Origin of the sequence: Lactococcus hircilactis (assembly GCF_009601015.1) — a bacterium.
GTDB lineage: Bacteria > Bacillota > Bacilli > Lactobacillales > Streptococcaceae > Lactococcus > Lactococcus hircilactis.
Map to the genome: position 1 here is coordinate 1 of NZ_WITJ01000017.1, position 17823 is coordinate 17823.

Annotated in this window: 20 protein-coding genes and 2 pseudogenes; 5 read left to right on the forward strand and 17 right to left on the reverse strand. The window is 31.8% G+C overall.

All coding sequences use genetic code 11. The annotated features are described in order from the left end of the window. Positions 1–106: pseudogene (locus tag GHI93_RS10465) on the forward strand (IS982 family transposase); the annotation flags it as partial. Between the two features lie 91 nt (positions 107–197). After that, positions 198–977 carry a MerR family DNA-binding transcriptional regulator gene (locus tag GHI93_RS10470; RefSeq protein ID WP_017369569.1) on the forward strand — a complete coding sequence of 260 codons (780 nt, stop codon included), beginning with the start codon at positions 198–200 and terminating at the stop codon, positions 975–977. Between the two features lie 141 nt (positions 978–1118). On the opposite strand, the gene GHI93_RS10475 is transcribed toward GHI93_RS10470, so the two are convergent. Continuing rightward, positions 1119–1799, reverse strand: coding sequence for an IS6-like element IS1216 family transposase (locus GHI93_RS10475; protein WP_170272437.1), 681 nt, complete (start codon positions 1797–1799; stop codon positions 1119–1121). Between the two features lie 61 nt (positions 1800–1860). On the opposite strand from GHI93_RS10475, the gene GHI93_RS10480 reads away from it, so the two are divergent. From GHI93_RS10480 to GHI93_RS10490, 3 genes are all read left to right on the forward strand, one after another. Then, positions 1861–2214: a hypothetical protein gene (locus GHI93_RS10480; RefSeq protein WP_153496999.1), complete on the forward strand. Its 354-nt coding sequence runs from the start codon at positions 1861–1863 to the stop codon at positions 2212–2214. Positions 2215–2355: 141 nt separating this feature from the next. Further along, positions 2356–2583 (forward strand): hypothetical protein, encoded by a 228-nt coding sequence (locus GHI93_RS10485; RefSeq protein ID WP_014017392.1) that lies wholly within the window; start codon positions 2356–2358, stop codon positions 2581–2583. After that, on the forward strand, positions 2580–3209 hold the full coding sequence (locus GHI93_RS10490; protein ID WP_153497000.1) for an ABC transporter ATP-binding protein: 630 nt from the start codon (positions 2580–2582) through the stop codon (positions 3207–3209). Before GHI93_RS10485 ends, GHI93_RS10490 begins: the two co-directional genes overlap by 4 nt. A 101-nt stretch (positions 3210–3310) precedes the next feature. Here the strand turns inward: GHI93_RS10490 and GHI93_RS10495 are convergent, their stop codons facing one another. The 16 genes and pseudogenes from GHI93_RS10495 to GHI93_RS10570 all read right to left on the reverse strand — a co-directional run bounded on the left by GHI93_RS10495 (position 3311) and on the right by GHI93_RS10570 (position 17792). After that, a complete protein-coding gene (locus tag GHI93_RS10495) occupies positions 3311–6229 on the reverse strand; it encodes a Tn3 family transposase (protein ID WP_068872863.1) in 2919 nt (972 codons plus the stop codon). Between the two features lie 44 nt (positions 6230–6273). After that, the gene (locus GHI93_RS10500) at positions 6274–6840 is read right to left on the reverse strand and encodes a recombinase family protein (RefSeq protein WP_003130773.1); all 567 of its coding nucleotides are present in this window, start codon (positions 6838–6840) and stop codon (positions 6274–6276) included. After that, positions 6837–7343: a MepB family protein gene (locus GHI93_RS10505; protein ID WP_014570297.1), complete on the reverse strand. Its 507-nt coding sequence runs from the start codon at positions 7341–7343 to the stop codon at positions 6837–6839. Before GHI93_RS10505 ends, GHI93_RS10500 begins: the two co-directional genes overlap by 4 nt. 2 nt (positions 7344–7345) lie before the next feature. After that, complete coding sequence (locus GHI93_RS10510) at positions 7346–7534, reverse strand: hypothetical protein (RefSeq protein WP_003130770.1); 189 nt, start codon at positions 7532–7534, stop codon at positions 7346–7348. 388 nt (positions 7535–7922) lie between these two features. Beyond that, positions 7923–9446: pseudogene (locus tag GHI93_RS10515) on the reverse strand (VirD4-like conjugal transfer protein, CD1115 family); the annotation flags it as partial. Further along, positions 9443–9901 carry a hypothetical protein gene (locus tag GHI93_RS10520; RefSeq protein WP_010890634.1) on the reverse strand — a complete coding sequence of 153 codons (459 nt, stop codon included), beginning with the start codon at positions 9899–9901 and terminating at the stop codon, positions 9443–9445. The gene GHI93_RS10520 and the pseudogene GHI93_RS10515, both read right to left, overlap by 4 nt. After that, the gene (locus GHI93_RS10525) at positions 9898–10266 is read right to left on the reverse strand and encodes a hypothetical protein (RefSeq protein ID WP_021166219.1); all 369 of its coding nucleotides are present in this window, start codon (positions 10264–10266) and stop codon (positions 9898–9900) included. Before GHI93_RS10525 ends, GHI93_RS10520 begins: the two co-directional genes overlap by 4 nt. Further along, positions 10256–10873 carry a hypothetical protein gene (locus GHI93_RS10530; RefSeq protein WP_153497002.1) on the reverse strand — a complete coding sequence of 206 codons (618 nt, stop codon included), beginning with the start codon at positions 10871–10873 and terminating at the stop codon, positions 10256–10258. The genes GHI93_RS10525 and GHI93_RS10530 overlap by 11 nt, the downstream gene beginning before the upstream one ends. Before the next feature lie 12 nt (positions 10874–10885). Continuing rightward, positions 10886–12043 carry a phage tail tip lysozyme gene (locus GHI93_RS10535; protein ID WP_153497003.1) on the reverse strand — a complete coding sequence of 386 codons (1158 nt, stop codon included), beginning with the start codon at positions 12041–12043 and terminating at the stop codon, positions 10886–10888. A gap of 1 nt (position 12044) precedes the next feature. Then, complete coding sequence (locus tag GHI93_RS10540; RefSeq protein WP_153497004.1) at positions 12045–13463, reverse strand: type VII secretion protein EssB/YukC; 1419 nt, start codon at positions 13461–13463, stop codon at positions 12045–12047. After that, entirely contained in the window at positions 13456–15474 is a 2019-nt protein-coding gene (locus tag GHI93_RS10545) for a VirB4 family type IV secretion system protein (protein ID WP_153497005.1), read from the reverse strand. Before GHI93_RS10545 ends, GHI93_RS10540 begins: the two co-directional genes overlap by 8 nt. Positions 15475–15485: 11 nt before the next feature. Continuing rightward, a complete protein-coding gene (trsD, locus tag GHI93_RS10550; RefSeq protein WP_153497006.1) occupies positions 15486–16139 on the reverse strand; it encodes a TrsD/TraD family conjugative transfer protein in 654 nt (217 codons plus the stop codon). Continuing rightward, positions 16123–16470 carry a hypothetical protein gene (locus tag GHI93_RS10555; RefSeq protein WP_010890628.1) on the reverse strand — a complete coding sequence of 116 codons (348 nt, stop codon included), beginning with the start codon at positions 16468–16470 and terminating at the stop codon, positions 16123–16125. Before GHI93_RS10555 ends, trsD begins: the two co-directional genes overlap by 17 nt. Positions 16471–16490: 20 nt before the next feature. Beyond that, complete coding sequence (locus GHI93_RS10560) at positions 16491–16835, reverse strand: CagC family type IV secretion system protein (RefSeq protein ID WP_010890627.1); 345 nt, start codon at positions 16833–16835, stop codon at positions 16491–16493. A 12-nt stretch (positions 16836–16847) separates the two neighbouring features. After that, entirely contained in the window at positions 16848–17453 is a 606-nt protein-coding gene (locus tag GHI93_RS10565) for a hypothetical protein (protein ID WP_153497007.1), read from the reverse strand. After that, complete coding sequence (locus tag GHI93_RS10570; RefSeq protein WP_230315135.1) at positions 17454–17792, reverse strand: hypothetical protein; 339 nt, start codon at positions 17790–17792, stop codon at positions 17454–17456. It abuts the gene before it with no gap. Positions 17793–17823 lie beyond the last annotated feature (31 nt).

The window sequence follows — 17823 nt, forward strand, 5'->3', positions numbered from 1 at the left end:
ATTAGAGATGATACTTTTAGCGTATTCTTTACTGTTAAAATCAGCTAAATCACTGGAACCAGAGACTTTAAGATATTCTATCGGGTATCAAGTCATGGCTAAATAATCAACTAGCAATTCGGGTAATGATATAAATATTTTTATATGTTATACTGATATTATAAACTATACCTTTACGGTAAGGTCAAGGAGAAAGAATGGAAAATAAAAATTATTTGACTATAGGAAAACTTAGCAGCTATTCTGGTATACATATCAAGGCTTTAAGATATTATGAGTCTATCGGCATTTTACATCCAGCATTAATTGATGCTAATAATGGTTACCGCTATTACTCTCATGCACATATTCCATATGTGAAAATTATAAAATTATGTGCTGATTATGGAATTCCTCTAGGGACTTTTAACGACTTTATTAAGTCCGAAACTGAGATCAATTTGATCGAAATCATTAGAAAAGCTAGTAACATATTAGAATTAAAAGAAAAGCAATTAAAAGAGGATAAGCAATTTTTAGAATATATACAAAATGAAATAAGCTTATCTCAAAAACTAGACTCATCAATTAATGTTGATTTAGAGCAAACTCATGAGGATTTTATCTTGATACCTTTCGATGATGTATTTTTTTCAAATAAGTACTATGATACAATTAATAAAACTATCTCTATGTTGAAGGATTTAGAAATAGAATTTTTTAACCGAATTGGGTGTTATTATTCACTCCAGTATGGTAACTACGATAAATTTCTTGCCTTAAAAGTTCGGGGCCACTCATCAAAGTTAAAAAACATAAAAATTTTGCATATTGATCATGTCTGTGTTCAAGCACAACATATTGAACCTGATAAGATAACGGATGAATTAATTAGACTTAAAAAACTTAAGCAAAATTCTATATTAATTCTGGAAACTTACGAAAATCCGTACAACTTTTCAACGCCACATCTGGAATTAAGGATATTATTAAATTAATTGGCAGTTATCTAAAAATACAATACTAGATATGTATCTAGTATTGTATTTTTTAATTTGGGAGTAGGAATACTACATTTTCTGGGCGGTTCTGTTGCAAAGTTTTAAATAAAGAATAAAATCCCTTACGGCATCTATGATTTAATCTGGGATTCCCAATAATACCTTGATTTCAGTACAGACCGAAAACCCGAAGAGAGTGCCTTCTTTTCGGGTTTTCTTATATAATCCTCGGATGGCTTCCATGCCTTTAATCGTGGTAGAGGCAGTGCGTAAACTTCGATAGAATTTATTGCGTCTCTTTACTGGACGATGGTCTTGTTCAATCAAATTATTCAGGTATTTAATGGTACGATGTTCTGTCCCTTGATAAAAGCCGTATTCTTTTAGTCTCTTAAAGGCACTTGTAATAGAGGGGGCTTTATCTGTGACTACAACCTTCGGTTCATCAAACTGCTTCACTAACCGCTTAAGAAAAGCATAGGCTGCTTGTGTGTCCCGTTTTTTACGTAACCAAATATCCAAGGTTAAACCATCTGCATCGATGGCTCGATACAAATAATGCCATTTTCCTTTAATTTTGATGTATGTTTCATCCATTTTCCATGAATAAAAGGATTTTTTATTTTTCTTTTTCCAAATTTGATAGAGTAGTTTGCCATATTCTTGCACCCAACGATAAATCGTCGTATGAGAAACGTTAATGCCACGATCATATAAGATTTCTTGAACTTCACGATAGCTAAGGTTATAACGAAGATAGTAGCCCACGGCTACAATAATCACATCCTGCTGAAATTGCTTTCCTTTAAAATGATTCATCGTCATTCCTCCTGCTATCTTTTTCTATTATTCTACCTTATTTGATAGTAGATTTAAAACTTTGCAACAGAACCTTTTAAATTATGATGCAAAATTAGGAATTAAAAAACCAATATCCATTCATAAAGAAGATTCTAAAAACTATACAATAACAATCCCAGAATTTGAAGTTATAGGGGTCGCCTTGTCAAGAAAAAATCCTTATAAGCTATATGATAAAGAAGGGGAATTACTCAGTATAGGTACTGAAGATATTGATACAGGGGCGTTAACAGTTAATAAATTATCTAATGAATCTCAAAAAAAATATTTAAATCAGTACAAAGATCTTATTAGAGAATCAGCAAAAAACTTTTATGATACGATGTTTAAAAGTATAGATCCCGATATAAACATTAAATATGAATTTAAATAAATTCGATCAGAGATAAGGACTATAATTATATAATAACCCCTATAAAAGACTACTAAAACAGCCCTCATTATCTGACTAGTAGATACCGGGGGTTGTTTTTTTTATAAAATGATATAATACTCCCTAGATAGGAGACAACGTATGTCTAGACAAAAACGATCGATCAACGAAAATAATGATAAATTAAAAGTTCAATTAGAACTCCTCCGTAGTTATACGGAACACTTTGACTCAGGTATGATTCATATGGCTTTGCCAATGGCTACACAGGTTGGTGTATTAATACATCAAACATTATTGACTTCTGAGCACTTTGTTATCCGGCTGTTGTCGGCGCCGATCATTGTGCGATCGGGGGTGGGCATATGAATTCATTGATTAGTTTAGAAAAAGTTAATTATCAAATCGCTGATCAACATATTTTACATGATGTTGATTGGCAGATTCCAGCTGGGGCTCATATTACATTGACGGGACCATCCGGTGGTGGGAAAAGTACGTTATTACGGATCATTGCGGCCATGATTTCTAAAACAAGTGGGACCTTGATTTTTGATGGGCAGCCGATTGAAAGTTATGACCCAATCATGTATCGGCGGCAAGTCTCATATTGTTTCCAACAACCGACGTTATTTGGTGAGACGGTTGCAGATAACTTAGCTTTCCCGTACCAAATTCGTAAGCAGGTCATGGATACGAAACGAGTGGTAACGGCGTTAAATAATGTTGGGCTGTCCGAACGAACCCTGCATCAGCCGATTATCGAGCTTTCCGGTGGTGAACGGCAGCGGGTCGCGCTGATTCGCAACATCTTATTCTTACCAAAAGTGTTGTTATTAGATGAGGTGACAGCTGGTTTGGATGAAAATAATAAGCAAATCGTGCACGCCTGGTTACGACAGTTAAATGAGCAAGATCACGTGACAACGATCATGATTACTCATGATGCCACAGAGATTGCTGCGGCAGATCAGTTAGGCCCAGCGTACACATAACCCCCTAAAATCCATATAAGAGATTATATTATTGATTTATCGGTCTTTTTCTATCACTGAATCTTAGTAAAAAGCCTATCATTTTAAAAATGATAGGCTTTTTACTTACCTTGATTTAATTCGCGAAGTTCTTCGGGTAAAGTAGTTAAATCAATTTTATATTCTCCTAACAAATTAATGTGTCTCCAAATTATAGGAGACGTATACTCTAAATACTTCGTTATTTCTGGTTCGCTATTTTTACAATAGTTATACGCTTGTTGCAAATATACAGTATTCCAAAGGCTTATCGCATTAATCAGGATATTCAAAGCACTTGCACTTTGAAGTTGCTTTTCAAAATCCTTCTCCATAAACTTTCCTCTCTGACCATTAAATAACTCCCTGGCTAAATCATTAATAAGTTCTCCACGATTTAGCATTTGTGTGATTACTTTTCGTAAATCTTCATTAATCGCATACTCCAACAAAAAAATAGTTTTCTCAATTTTTCCCAGTTCGCTCAATGCCTGGGCGACTTTATTTTTTCGAGCATAAGAACCAAGCTTATTTAAAATTATTTTAGCGCTAGTTTTTCTTGTTTGAATGGAATAAGCGATTTGTTTAATTTCATCGTAATGCTTTTCTATTAAGTTTAAATTGACAGCGCGCTTAATTAGAGGTTGCATTTTTTTATACTGATCAGGAGATTTTATTGTATATAAGTTCATTGAACCAATATCTCTAATTCGTGGTTCAAATTTGAATCCTAACAAGTGGAATAACGCGAATGCGGTGTCAGTATAAGCATTTGTATCAGAAAAATGTTCTTCAATATTTAATTCCGTATCATGTCCAATGGCACCATCAATAGCACTAGCAGCTTCTCGTTGATTTGTTGCGATCACTTCGACATAATGCGAAATATATTTATCTGCAGTATGACGATAGATAGTTGTCCCTTTTTTATTTCCATAATGAGGATTGAAATCCGAATGAATAGACGAAACTCCTAGCTGCATGCGAAGACCATCTGAGGAAGCCTTTGATCCATCACCCCAAAATTCACTAAAAGGACAAGTAATCTGCTTATTAATTAATACTGACTGTGCTCGTTTGAAAGACTCAGGAGACATACGCCATTGTTTAGCATTTGCCATTTGAGCGGAAGTAATATGCGTAGATTTTTCCATATCTTGAAAGCGAATGTTTAAGCCCATAGCCATTAATGTAGAAAATAATACTTCTAATTCCTCTTTATTTGCTGAGTCTTTGGTGGCCTCATGAATAAATTCGTCCATAAACCCCGTCCAGTTATTGACTTCAATAAGTAATTCGACAAGATTTACATCTGGTAACAGTTTGTACAATGATTTTTTGTAATATTCAGCTTCTTCAGGAGTATTTTTTTCTTTTTTAGTAATAGTAAGTCTATCAAACGATTTTCCAAGTTTCTGATAAGCTTCTAGTCGTTCTTCTAAAACTTCAATTCTCGACGATAAATATTCTTTAAAAGTATCTGGAATTGTATGCGATCCCATCATGGCGTCTGAACTCACAAGATAATTATCTAATTCCTGGTGTAAGACGCTTTGAGGCTCGATAACTTCTCCTGATCGAAGTCGATCATTTAATTCAGTAGCAGCAACTAATTCAAAATAAGAACGATCAATTGTCCCATCTGGGTTTTTGACGAGAGATTGCCATGGCTTTTTAACAAAATTTAATTCAATATCTACAGGTATTTTCCGTTTGTTTTCTTTCTTCAATACAGTAATTAATCTGAGCGCATTAATTAAACCATCATCATCCATTCTAGGTGATTTAAAATCAAGTGTTTCTACTAGTCTTGGTAAGTATCCTCGAATATATTGAGCTTTATACTGTACTAAACCCATATAAGTTCTCTTTCTGGGACTAGCAATTAGAGCTGCTTGTTGTCCTTCTTCAATCAGCTCGTTCCAATCGAATGATTGTTTTAATTGGCGGGCTAAGTTTTGAAAATCATTATTACAAATTGCGTGATCCAGCATACTAACAACCTGAGAAAAGTGCTTTAACATGCGGTTAGATTGCTCGCCCGTTTTTTTATTTTCTTCGTTTTTCTTGTGTAACCCACTTCGTTTAATTGATTGTACAATTTTATTATGTACTTCAATTGCCAAATCAATTAGAGCTTTTCTATAACGAATTAAATAAACTACAAGCAAAGCATATCTTTTTGTTTCTTCAAATCTGCGTAGGTCAAAAGCATGATATCGTTCTGTTAATCTTGCTATCTGACTTAATCTCTTCTCATTGGTAAACGAAAATGTTAACTGCTCCAGTTTCAACTCTTTAATAACCGATATCCGGTCGCAAATTGATAGAATGGTATCTTTACTTGGTTTTCCACTAATATCTTGCAACCAGGCTAGTTTAGATTTTTTGGTATCCAAATTTACTACTAGTAAGCTATCTAATTGTTCCTTTTGATTCTCAGACAAAAGTTCAATTATTTTTTTGTAGAGATATTTTTCGTGATTCTGTCGAATAGTTGAAATCAAACGTTCGATCTCTGAAAGTTCTGGAAGTAAGATATGTTGTTCTCTTAATCGATAAATAGCTAAATTAATTAGAAAAAGTTCATCATTATTTTCTTGTATCGCTTCATTTAGAATATTTTTCAAATAATCCGATGCTTTTGAAGAATATAGGGAATAATTATAGTGTCTGCAAATTTTCTTTAAATGCACTAAGGGGGTATTTTTCTTACTTAAATAGTTATCTAAGTCTATAGTTGATATCTTTAGTTGGTCAGCAACGTACTCAACTAAAGATTTTGATACTTTATCAACCGAATTTAAAGAAATTCCTGGATATCGAGCAAGACACAACTGCAGACCGATTCCTAATCTGTTTTCAACACCTCTGTGAGAGAGAATAAACTTCACATCCGACCGTGAAAAGCTAAAATATCCCTGAAACTCATCCTTTGATAGTTTATCTAAAGATAATAATGCTTCTTGCTGTGCCGATGAAGTCAGTTTATATGCGCCCAAATATTAAGCCTCCTTATTGGTAAGGTGATAAAATGTTGTTTCCTTTACTTTTTATTTTGACCATACCTTTGTTTATATCTCACGATTGTTGACTTATCCAATTCAAACAATCGAGCTGTTTCTGTATACGTATGAACTCTTAAGTAGTCCAGTATTTCTTTAATCTGTTGCGTTGTTTTCTTTGGTTTTCGACCATCTCGATAATTTGGGTTATGTTGTCTTTGATATTCTCTACCTTCTTGGGTTCTTTGAACAATCATATCTCGTTCAAATTGCGCAAAGGCTAAAAACATATTCAACATAAGGCTACCGTTGGGGGTCCTATCAATTCTTCCCATATTAAGAATATTTACAACAACATCCTTTTCTTGTAGCTCTGAAATTAATTCTGTTCCTTGCTGGACAGAACGCGAAAGTCTATCTAGTTTTGCGACAATTAATTCATCACCTTCTGAAAGAATAGAAAGCAATTCATCGAGTTTGGGGCGGTCACGTTTTGTTCCTGTGTATTTTTCACTATAAATTTTTTCTGCCCCAGCATTCTTTAACTGTTCTAATTGATTCGCTAAATCTTGCTCATTTGTTGAAACCCTTGCATAACCATATTTCATTGTACTTCACCTAGTTTTAAGATATCTTCTAATTTATTGTAATCTACAGTCTTACAAGATAAATCTATAAAATAATCCAGTTGCCATTGTTGTGTTTTTTCAGCTGTTTTATTTAAACTTTGTTCCCATAAAGGATAAACTCGTATTGCCATTTTTCCTTTAACTTGAGATGTTCTTAATATTTTTTGCTTTAATAACTCTGACTTCGGAAATACAAATAGTCCTTTGTGTTCATTATCAAACACATTAACAATTAAAAAATCAGGACTGTTTTTATAATCAAATGCTTTATTTTTATTGTTATTATCTTTCTCCCAGAAAACAACGAAATATCCCTTTTTAGTCGGTGTTTTCTTAGCAAGTCTATTACGAAAACTATATTGATTAATGCTAAAAGAAAAACTCTCATACTCACTATTTTGATGTTCTTCCTGATAATTATCAAAAGTACCCTTTAAAAACGGAATAAGCGTATTCTGTAATAGCTCCCCTGACTTTTTCATCATTAAAATTTCTCCAATCTTGAATTACCTTCATTATCAAACCAAAGGCTTTTAAAACGTTTGATCGTATTCCACTGATAACCCGTAGACTTAGCTATTCGTTTAAGACTCAATCCGTCAAGCATATATTCATATGCTAAAGTTTCTCTACTGTTTAAATCTTTTCGACTAAGATACTCTTTTTTTACCATATTTCGCTCCTTTGATTCGCATATAATATTTGCACATCCACATGAGTTGATTTTATCACAATTTAATATCATATGCAAAACTGTTAAGTTATGCATACATATGAGTTTGTTTAATAAGATATTCTATAAACTCAAATGTGCGAAGAAACTAAAAAAGCCCTAAACGAGCGTTTATGAGGCTTACAAAGAATAGAAATATTGTTTGTTTATGGATTATATAACAAAAAATAAAGTTCAAATCTCTTATATGGATTTTAGGGGGTTATGTGTACGCTGGGCCTTATAGAACTACTTGATCAAAGTTTTTTTCTTCCGCTTGTACTTCTTTAGCTTCTGTTTCGGCTTCGGCTTCCACTTGTGCTTCTTTAGCTTCTGTTTCAGCTATTTTATCAGTTTCGGTAGTAGAATTATCTACTCCGCTATTTTCGTTATTCATTGCTTCTAAATCTGAATCTATATTATCTTGAAGATCTTTTTCTTCTTCTTCTGTAACTGTTATATTTTTTAGACTTTTTAATTTTTCTTCCCATTTAACAGATAGATCATTGTATTTTTCAAGTTGGCTTTTACTAGTTATGCCGACATATTTATTTTGTTCTAATTTGACTTTACTATCTGCGTCAGGAAAAAGTTTAAATTGAAATGCTTTTGTTGCTTTAATAGGTTTTTGATTGGTAAATATTAATAAACTTTGTGTATCAGGCATTCTTATAATTTCATCAGGTGTCATTAACTGTCTGCTTGTATAACTGTAACTATCACTTTTACTAGTGCTTGTTTCTTTGCTGTGACTAGTGCTTTCACTTCCAGTTTCAACTTTAACCGTTGATTTTCCGAGTAACTCACTAAAATATTTTGCTGTTGCTTCGTTTGACGCATTTAAACATATTTTAACCGCATGGTTTCCTAAAATACTTTCAGCTTTTTCTTTTCCATAAAGTGATTGTAATTGAGTAAGTGTTTGACAGATCGTTGTAACTCCAATTCCATATCCACGACAAGTTGCTAAAAATTCTTCGTACTTTGGAAATTTACCTAAATTGACAAATTCATCAAGAATAAAATCAACTTCTTGTGGTAGTTTTGCTCCGTTGCTTGAAGCCAGCTTGTATAGTTCATCAAACATTTGTGAGAAAAATAAATTGATAAAACTTTCATAGGTATTATCCATAACTGGTATGATTACATAAAGAACAATTTTTTTTCTACCTATATCTTGTAAATGAAAATCTGAAATGCTTGTAAAATTAGATACTTCTTCATCAGTAAACTTACTAATTGTTGCTAATAAACTTGAAATGATACTTGCTTTCATTTCCCCTTTAGCTTTTTTAAAGCCTAGTTCATAAGCTATCCTTGCTGGGTGGGTTATTTTTAGAGCTAAAAATAAATTATCGAGGTCACTATTTTCATCTTTATTGATAGGTTCACTATCAAAAGTTTGTAAAACATTAATAACTCCAGCAAGGTTTCTCTGTTCAGGACTTCGTTCTTTCATTACAAACAATATGAGAGCTTTTAAAAGCTGTCTTTGGGTACTAAACCAAACATCTTTTTTACCCTCTGCATTCTCTGATTGAACAATTTTTGTAGCTACGCTTTCCGCTTGAATATCTCTTTCAATATAATCAAAAGGGTTGTATCGGTCACTATGAGCCATATTTGCAAAATTGACTACATGGACTTCATAACCTTGTGCAAGTTTAATTCCAGCGGTTTTTTCGTAAAGCTCCCCTTTTGGATCTGTAACCACAATTGAATTTTTTGTTTCATTGAATAAATTAGTAATAACTACTGATTGTGTTTTGTATGATCCTGAACCACCAATAACCATGACATTTCGATTGGGTTTAATTGTATTATCTTGATAAATAATTTTATTATCTAAAACACCTAAAATTGTACCGTTCATTCTTCCACCCTCTCTTTATTCAATTTATCAATAATTTCTTGATCTATACTGTTATCAAAATCTTCCTTTAATTTCTTTTGACCTACTCCAAAATATTTTGAAAATAGTTCTTTAGAATTTCCCCAGTCTGCACTACCGTGTGTTTCTGTATCTGCGGTTTCCCATGAACCTTTCGCTTTTTTTCTTCTTAAAGCAAAATAGATGAGGTACAAAATAAGTGCAATGCTTAAAATAATAGCAAGGGGGTTTTTTTCGTGAATATAGGCTAAATAATGTGACAAGGGGTGCAAAGCTAATTCTTTTAAAACATCTGAAAATTTTTCAGTAAAAGCAATTTTATATTGAGCTAACCCCATAAATGAACCTGTAAAAATTACTATTAAGTAAAGTCCAGCTAATAAAGATAAGAGATATGGAACAACACTTTTAATGATTTTTATTATGTTATCTTTCATTTGTTATTCTCCATAATATGATCTATATCTGAAATTTTTGTACCTGAATAAATTTCATTTTTATTTACAAAACTAGGTACTGATTTTAAATCATATTCTTTAATGTATTTTCTGTTCATTTTTTGATTCATATTTACAAATTCTATATTTTTATTGAATACATTTTTCCAATAAACATGATGAAATACTTTTTGACAGTCTTTGCAATCGTCACGATAAAAGAATAAAGTTTTATTCTTTTTTTTATCTATTGTGACTACATTTTGTTTTTTTTCTACAAAATTAATGTAGTTATGAACTACATAGGATATTAAGCCAGTAGCCACTACTACTGAAATAATACCTTTGATCCATTTATTCAACATCACTTGCCTTAAAACTACTACCTAAATTTTGAACATCTGTAATCTGATTATTAGTGGTATCAAATTTTATTTGATATAAATCAGTTTCTTTTTTCCATTCGTTATCACCACTCTTACTTTCAAAAGTAACTACTGCTAGTCCTTTAAGTTCATTTCCTTGTTTTGCTTGCGTATAAATTGTAGCTTTATCAAGTTTAGATGAAACGTTGTTTGCGTCCCCATAATTAGTATTTTTAGGGAAATATTTATTATATAAATTATCTGAAATTAACCCTTTAAGATTATCTTTCCGATTATTATAAGTATCAGGCTCAAAGGTAAACATTGTAGTTAAAAACTTATTAGTGATATTGTCAAAATTTAATTCAGACTGACTTTTATCTTTGTTGTTTTCAAACTTTTTAAAACCGTCTACCTCACTTTTTAAAAATTTATTTTCTCGTGATTTTGTAGATAATTTTTGATTAATATCTTTATTTTGATTTTCTTGTTGTTCTAATTGAGTTTTCACATGATTGTTTGTAGAATTTTGAATTACGTTTACTGATAATGAACCAACTAATAATATACCTAGTACAGATAATGAAATTATGTGTGATCGCTTCATCTGTTTTCCTCCTTATTTAGCGACTGGTCTTGCTAAAACTACATCTCCACCGTCTAGCAAAATTGAAAATGATGTTCCAAACTGTCCCTCGTTAACGTGACCTGTTTGATCTCCGCCCTCTTGAATGATTTTTGTTTCTTTTCCATGCCAATTTTCAAGTAATATAGCGGTATGTCCGTTGTTTCCAGCTCCTATACCTTGATTCACAATTACAATATCGCCAGCTTTAGCTTGGCTTGGTGTAATTTCTTTTAAATATTGATGTGAACCTCTAGCGTCACTTGCCATTGATCCAGTAAACCACCCCATGTTCGCTGGTACTTTATAACCTGATTTATTCATAGCAAGCCATACAAAACCTGAACAGTCAGTCCCCCCTGATTTGTTAGGGTTTTTAAAATCAGTTCCTAAGTCTGAACTTGGGTGGGCTTGAACATAGTAGAAGTAACCTTTCATTGTTTTTGCTGATTTTACTAAGTCACTTGAACTTCCTGTATCGTTTAAACTACCACAATTGAGTGCTACATTTTCAATAGCTCCATTTGAAGCATTATCTTGTGCATTTGCTGAAATTGGATCGCTTGTACCAAACTGTGCAAACCATTTATTTGCATAATTAAGTCGATTTGATAAAACTGGTTTGCCAGCTCTTTCAAACAATTTTTGCCAGTCTATTGTTGCTTGCTCTACACTAAGTGCTTTAAGTGCTGGTATTGCTTGTTTTTCTGAACCTTTTAATTCACTATCTAAAAATTCAAGTTGTAAACCTAAATTGTCCCACTCTTTATTCTTGCTTTTTGCAAAGTCCATTAAATTTGTAGTTCTTCCAGCAGTCCATTGTGCAAGCCCATGTCCTGATAATGTATCTGCTGGTCTTTCAATAGACTTCGGATCAAGTTGACTTTCTTGTTGTAAGTTTCCTAAAACTCCACTTGCTCCTTGTGGAGTTGCTCCATAATTTTTTACTAAAAAATCATAGATAACTTTAGCATTTTCTTTTTGTGACGCACTATTGGCTGTGATAGAAACTGTATTATTGTCACAATCATTTTCTGAAAGACCGCCAGTAAGTGACGCAATAACCATAATCAGAAATAAAATAAAGCCAGCAAATAAATAGATAATGAGTTTATATTTTTTTGCTTTGTATTTTAATGAAAACATCTGCATATTAAGCACCTATTTTATTCTTTAAACTATCCACCTTATCTTTAGCCAATTTTTCATCTTTTTTCGCACTATCTAAATTAGATTTAGCAACTTTAACTTTGTCGCCTTTGCTTTTATCTTTATTATCAATCTTATTAGCTTCATCAAGTTTTTTCTGACTGTCTTTAACTTTATCTGTTGCTGTTTGTAGATCAATCATAGATTTAAGATAATCGCCTTTTGTTTCATCTAAACCAAAAAGTTTTGTTTGAACACTTTGTGCGTCTTGCATATCATTATTTTCTAAAAATGCTTGTCCCATTCTTAACAGAACATCTTTGTTTTCTTCAAAGGATAATTGACTTGCTAGTGTTTCACTATCATAACTAACAATAGCTTTCTCTATTTTTAGTTCATCATTAATTTTTTCTTCTGTTCCAGTAGGCAATTCTAGGTCTAAAACAACCTTTTCATCATTGTTTTTATAAATTTCATTAACTACTGTATTTAATTCTTTTGGATCTGCATTAATGGCTTCTTGATACTCTTTTAAAGATAAAAAGGTTTTAGTTTGCTTTTCTTTGCTATATCCAGCTTTTTTCATAGCTTCACTAGCTTCTTTCCAGTTTTTATTGTCTAGTGAACTTTGAACCATGCTAGAATATTTTAATTTTGTGAGTTCTATTTTTTGCTTATCTTCCAATGCTATCAATTTTTTTTGGTCATTTTTATGTACCATTCCAACCAATAATAAACCGACAATTGCAATTGAGCTTGCTGTGATAATAAATTTTCTTTTAGTCTTTTTTTCTTTTGTATCTACTTTTTGCCATTCTTGATAAGAAATAGAATCGTCAATACTATTAATCGCAAGTTTTAGATCTTCGATATTTTCAGAATTTAGAACTTGTAAAACCATTGGATCTTGATTATTTATAAGAGCTTCTTTCGGCTCGTTCAATAATCTTTCGTAAGCTATTCCAGTAAGACAGTAAAGAACTAAGGCTTTGTACTTCATTAATGGACTAAAATTATCATCAAAGGGCATAGCTTCATTGGCTTTATAAACATACCAAACATGGTTCATAGGATAGTACCATATATTCGCTGGGTTTAAAGAAATACGATAAGTATCATCTTTCAATATATCTTGGTTCATAATACGTTTAGCAATTGATGTCCTAATTGCTTTTTTTTCTTTGATTAATTCTTTCAAAGATTTAGCATTTTTTGAAAGTTTATAAGTCAATATGACTTGATTTTCTTGCTCAACAATACTATCTAAGTCAATAAAGTTTTCTTGATGTTTTTTTAATTCATTTAATTCAGATAAACTATCATATCTAAATTGTGATTTATCAATTTTGATTGAAAGTTTATCATTAGACCGCTTAAAAGTACCAATTTCAATATTTAACAGGTCATATTTTTTCTTAACCATTATCTACTCCCCCTTTTTCTTCGGTAGTAGTCAACATTTCTATTTCAGTTGGTGTTAGAACAACTCTTTTTTGATAACTAGGTTGTTCTGCTGTTTCTCTATCATATTTTTCTTTATATGCTTCTGGATCAATCAGTCTTAATTCTTCCTCTGTAAGCTCTACGTTCATAAATGCACGTTGGCTTCCATAGATTATTAAAGCGTCCCCTTGTCGTCTACGTTCTAACAATTTCTTTTCTTTTTCAGAAAAGTTCATTCTTAATTTTGAGGTAATATCATCTACCCCTTTACCGTCAAGTCCAAAGAAAACTTTTGTAAAGCTGTTACCAATAATGGCTTCTCCAATATTTTGTCCGCTATCTGTTTGCCCCTCAATAACATCTTGAATTTGTTGTGTTCCAGCAATCGCCCCAGCGTTATATTTTCTAAAACGTTTATAGGCTTGGTGGAAGAAAGTAGACGCTGATTTGTGCAAAGTTAGAAAGTGAAATTCATCAACAAACAATTTTTTTCTTTTTTTGCGGTCTTTTGTGATTTCGTCCCATAAATATTGAAACGTATTTAAGTATGCACCAGCTTGTACCTCTTGTTCGCTTTGCAATGGTTTTAAGTCAAAAGATACAATTTTTGTATCTAAATTAATGTTGGTTGCTCCGTCAAACAAAGTGTTTGATCCATGCGTATAACTACCTAAAATAAAGTAAAAATCTTTAATTGTTTTAAATTTTTCAGGATCTTTTTCTGATAATTTTGTTAGTTCGTCATAAACGTTGCTAAGAGTGGGCCATTGCTCATTCTTAATTTCGTTTAGACGGTTATATTTTAAAATTCCACTATTGATATATGCGTTTTTAACTATATTATCCATAATCGCTTTTTCAACTTGTGTCATATCATCTTTTAAAACTTCAAAAAAACCTTTTAATCGTTGAATTTTATCCTTTACTAATTCATCAAGGTTAGTGACTGCTTCATCTGCACTCAATATTTCTTCTGAAAATATTTGTAAAGGGTTTATTTTGTATTTTGCATTTGATGTTAAATGTAGAACTGAACCGCCTAATGCTTCAACTATTCTTGTATATTCATTTTCAGGGTCAATGATATAAATTTGATAATCTTGAATTGCGTAACGTAATATTTTTTGGATCATATAGGTTGTTTTACCAACTCCAGATGTTCCAATAACTACCATGTTTTGATTAAGGGTAGTGTTTCTATCCAGCATATCAATAGCAATTAGTGAGTTTGTATCTTTGTTTATTCCCTCAATATCACTTCTAGGCTTTAAATCAAGAATTTCTGCGTCGTCAAAGGGAAACATACTACTAGCAACTTCTGTATTGCTTTCTTTGTAGGTATAATCTCCTAATAAGTTCTCATTAATTGGCATTGTAGACCAAAACCCTTGAAAAGTCGCTTTTACTGGTATCAAAGGCTTCATCTGTAATTTGATAAGTGTATTTCTAACATTTTCTGTTAAATCATCTAATTCAGCTAGAGAATCTGCTCTTAAATATACAAGCATGTGTTGATAAACAAAGGTAGTAGAATTATCTAAATACTTGTCTAATTGCATATTGGCACTATCAATGTAATTTTTTAATACCTTTTGTTTATATGGATCAAAGGTATTTAACAATTGAGCTTCTTTATTTTGAATTGTTTTTTTGTAGTAAGTAATCATTGAATTGTTACTTGCACTATCAATGTACTGAACAATATCAATTGAGCCTTTTTTTCTTTTTAATTCTGATAACCAATTTCCATAAACACGCTTCGGATAATCAGCAATTGCAATTGTTCTCATGAAATTTTCGCCTGATTGAACATAAGTTGGGTATTGTTCCCAGCTAAAAGGAAAAAGTGAGTGTAGACTGTCACGGTCGATTGATTCCATGAAATTATCTTGCTTACTTTTCTTTTGCTGTTGTTCTTCATCTACAATAATTTCATTTTTCTTTTTTGAGTTAGGCATAATTAAGTCCATAACTTTATCACTTAAATTCATATCCTTACCTCTTATCCTTTAAAATTAATAAGGTTTTTCAGCACTTCCAGCACTTCTTGACTTGGTAAAATCTTAGCTGTTAAGTCAAAATCAGCTAGTGCATTTTCTAAATCACGCTTCACTTGATTAATTTTTTCATCAAGATTATTTACTGCTAAATCTAAACTCTCAACTGACTTATCTTTTATTTTCACTTTGACAATCAATAAATGCTGTTTTGTTGTCATATTTTTTGAATTTTGAACTGTTGTGAAATGATCTAAATAACTTGCCAGCAAGTTTATTTTAAATTCTTGTTCAGGGTGGTTTAATTTTAAATCTAAATACTTACGTTTTAGTCCATTAATATATGCTGTCATATTAACTGGTATGGTAGGTTCTATGAATTGTAAAGTATCGTCTACTCCCTCTCCTAATGTACTCATAAGGAAAGCTCCGTAATCATTAAAGACATCTTGTTGTTCGTTATCATTTAATAAATCAAGATTAATACCACTTACTTCAAGTATTCCTACTAAATTTCCTGTTTTAGTTACTTGATAGTTATCGTACATTCCGACAATTAAACTCATATCATCAATAGTTTCTTTACCGCCATTAATTTTAGGTGGTACATATTCCCAGTCCAATGCTGATTTTTTAGATTTTTTATTTTTCAAATTCATCTTTAATACCCCTTTTTTGCGGTTTTAAATAATATAATTTCTGACTATGAGAATATTTTCGTTTTAACCTTAAATGATCTCTAACCTTTATATTTTTTCTTGAAGAAATAGGTTTTATTGTTAAAATAGCCATGACAACTGTCATGGCTATTACGACAATTATAATCTTGCCTAATACAAAAAATAAGGGATATGGTGGCAGTACAATGAATACTAAACCACATAATAAAGTTAAAATTCCATAGCCAAAATCTTTTAAGGTATAATCTTTCCAAATTCCATAATCTTTATCGACATTTTCAGGAAAAATAAATTCTTTACCTTTTTTCATTTGACTAACTCCTTTTTATATTAAGTTAAAAGACTGTAAACCCACGGCAATAGCCATACAATGGCGGCTGCGAGGGCTACAAGCCCCGCTACCCGTCCGACGCTTTTAAAAACTTCAGATTTCTCTCTCGGATCATCTGCGTCAGGCAACCGTTTTATAATAATAAACAAAGCTACACAGACACCTACTAAAACGACAATTCCTGTTAAAATACCTTTAATAGTGTTTGCAGCGGTCGTCAGCTTACCTTGTATAGCTGTACCGTCCGCAGCGAACGCTGTTTGTGCTGTCATTACCATAAGATAACCAGCAGTTAGGGTACTTGTTGCTAATTTAGCAACTTTCCCTTTTCCTAATTTATTCATGAACTTCTCCTTTCATTCATCAGTATCTTTTGTAAGTTCGATACTTTGAGTTTGAACTTGTTTCTTTTCTTTTGAAAAGAATTTTTGTAGTTCTTCCTCCGCAATACTTTTGCTTGGCAATTCAGATGTTGCTTTTTTAAATTCTCCTTTTTGACTTGTACCTAAAAAATATTTAGCTTCATCATCTATTCCCAGCTCCTTTGTTTCTATGATTTGAAGATTTGATTCATATCTTGAAACTGCATTATCTAGTTCAAAACCATAAAAACCTAAGAAACCCTCTAAAAAGCTTTCTCCAAAAAATGAAATATCACTTTTTATTTGTTTATATTGTAAAGTAGGTTTGTCAGAATTAATTTCTTTAGATTTTTCAGAATTATCATTGTCATACTTTTTATCAAACCATGCTTTCAAATGCAAAGGATTAGTTTTGAGATCTCTCTTAATACTATCCTTTATCATTTTTTCTCTTACTTCTTTAAGTGGTTTTCCGTCTGTTTTTAATTTTTCAGAAAAATAATCTAAGCTATCACTTTTTTCATTTTTATCAATAATAATTCCTTTAGTTTCATCATGAATTAAAGTTCCGCTTATCCCTTGCCACTTTTCACTTTTCATTTATCTACCTACTTTCAAAGTAACTCTTGAATAGATCAACAATAGACTTAAATTTTTAAAAAAGGTAAAATAGTTATTTAGGGCTTTATCTAATAGTGGAAGTATTAGATATTTATCCTCAAAAGCACGTTTATTGCTTACGAGGACGCCCTCTTTTTTTGTGTTCTTTTTTATCCATTCGATCCCTTGATCTGATATTAACTTGCTATTTCCTGACGCAATAATCATTCCCTCTGGCATGTCTTTTTCATGCCGACGTAACCACAAGCTAACATAAGATGTTCCGTGTCCTAGAATCTCACTTGCTTTTGATAGGCTGTGCCACTCTGAACTTTTCAAATACATCTCCTTTCTTTGATTTATAAATTAA

What these genes read in the sequence shown, in the direction of transcription:
- GHI93_RS10530 (WP_153497002.1), bottom strand. Translation starts at nt 10,873, where the DNA reads ATGAAGCGATCACACATAATTTCATTATCTGTACTAGGTATATTATTA.
- trsD (WP_153497006.1), bottom strand. Translation starts at nt 16,139, where the DNA reads ATGAATTTGAAAAATAAAAAATCTAAAAAATCAGCATTGGACTGGGAA.
- GHI93_RS10555 (WP_010890628.1), bottom strand. Translation starts at nt 16,470, where the DNA reads ATGAAAAAAGGTAAAGAATTTATTTTTCCTGAAAATGTCGATAAAGAT.
- GHI93_RS10560 (WP_010890627.1), bottom strand. Translation starts at nt 16,835, where the DNA reads ATGAATAAATTAGGAAAAGGGAAAGTTGCTAAATTAGCAACAAGTACC.
- GHI93_RS10525 (WP_021166219.1), bottom strand. Translation starts at nt 10,266, where the DNA reads ATGTTGAATAAATGGATCAAAGGTATTATTTCAGTAGTAGTGGCTACT.
- GHI93_RS10535 (WP_153497003.1), bottom strand. Translation starts at nt 12,043, where the DNA reads ATGCAGATGTTTTCATTAAAATACAAAGCAAAAAAATATAAACTCATT.
- GHI93_RS10500 (WP_003130773.1), bottom strand. Translation starts at nt 6,840, where the DNA reads ATGAAATATGGTTATGCAAGGGTTTCAACAAATGAGCAAGATTTAGCG.
- GHI93_RS10475 (WP_170272437.1), bottom strand. Translation starts at nt 1,799, where the DNA reads ATGAATCATTTTAAAGGAAAGCAATTTCAGCAGGATGTGATTATTGTA.
- GHI93_RS10545 (WP_153497005.1), bottom strand. Translation starts at nt 15,474, where the DNA reads ATGAATTTAAGTGATAAAGTTATGGACTTAATTATGCCTAACTCAAAA.
- GHI93_RS10540 (WP_153497004.1), bottom strand. Translation starts at nt 13,463, where the DNA reads ATGGTTAAGAAAAAATATGACCTGTTAAATATTGAAATTGGTACTTTT.
- GHI93_RS10490 (WP_153497000.1), top strand. Translation starts at nt 2,580, where the DNA reads ATGAATTCATTGATTAGTTTAGAAAAAGTTAATTATCAAATCGCTGAT.
- GHI93_RS10510 (WP_003130770.1), bottom strand. Translation starts at nt 7,534, where the DNA reads ATGGTAAAAAAAGAGTATCTTAGTCGAAAAGATTTAAACAGTAGAGAA.
- GHI93_RS10485 (WP_014017392.1), top strand. Translation starts at nt 2,356, where the DNA reads ATGTCTAGACAAAAACGATCGATCAACGAAAATAATGATAAATTAAAA.
- GHI93_RS10470 (WP_017369569.1), top strand. Translation starts at nt 198, where the DNA reads ATGGAAAATAAAAATTATTTGACTATAGGAAAACTTAGCAGCTATTCT.
- GHI93_RS10505 (WP_014570297.1), bottom strand. Translation starts at nt 7,343, where the DNA reads ATGAAAAAGTCAGGGGAGCTATTACAGAATACGCTTATTCCGTTTTTA.
- GHI93_RS10520 (WP_010890634.1), bottom strand. Translation starts at nt 9,901, where the DNA reads ATGAAAGATAACATAATAAAAATCATTAAAAGTGTTGTTCCATATCTC.
- GHI93_RS10565 (WP_153497007.1), bottom strand. Translation starts at nt 17,453, where the DNA reads ATGAAAAGTGAAAAGTGGCAAGGGATAAGCGGAACTTTAATTCATGAT.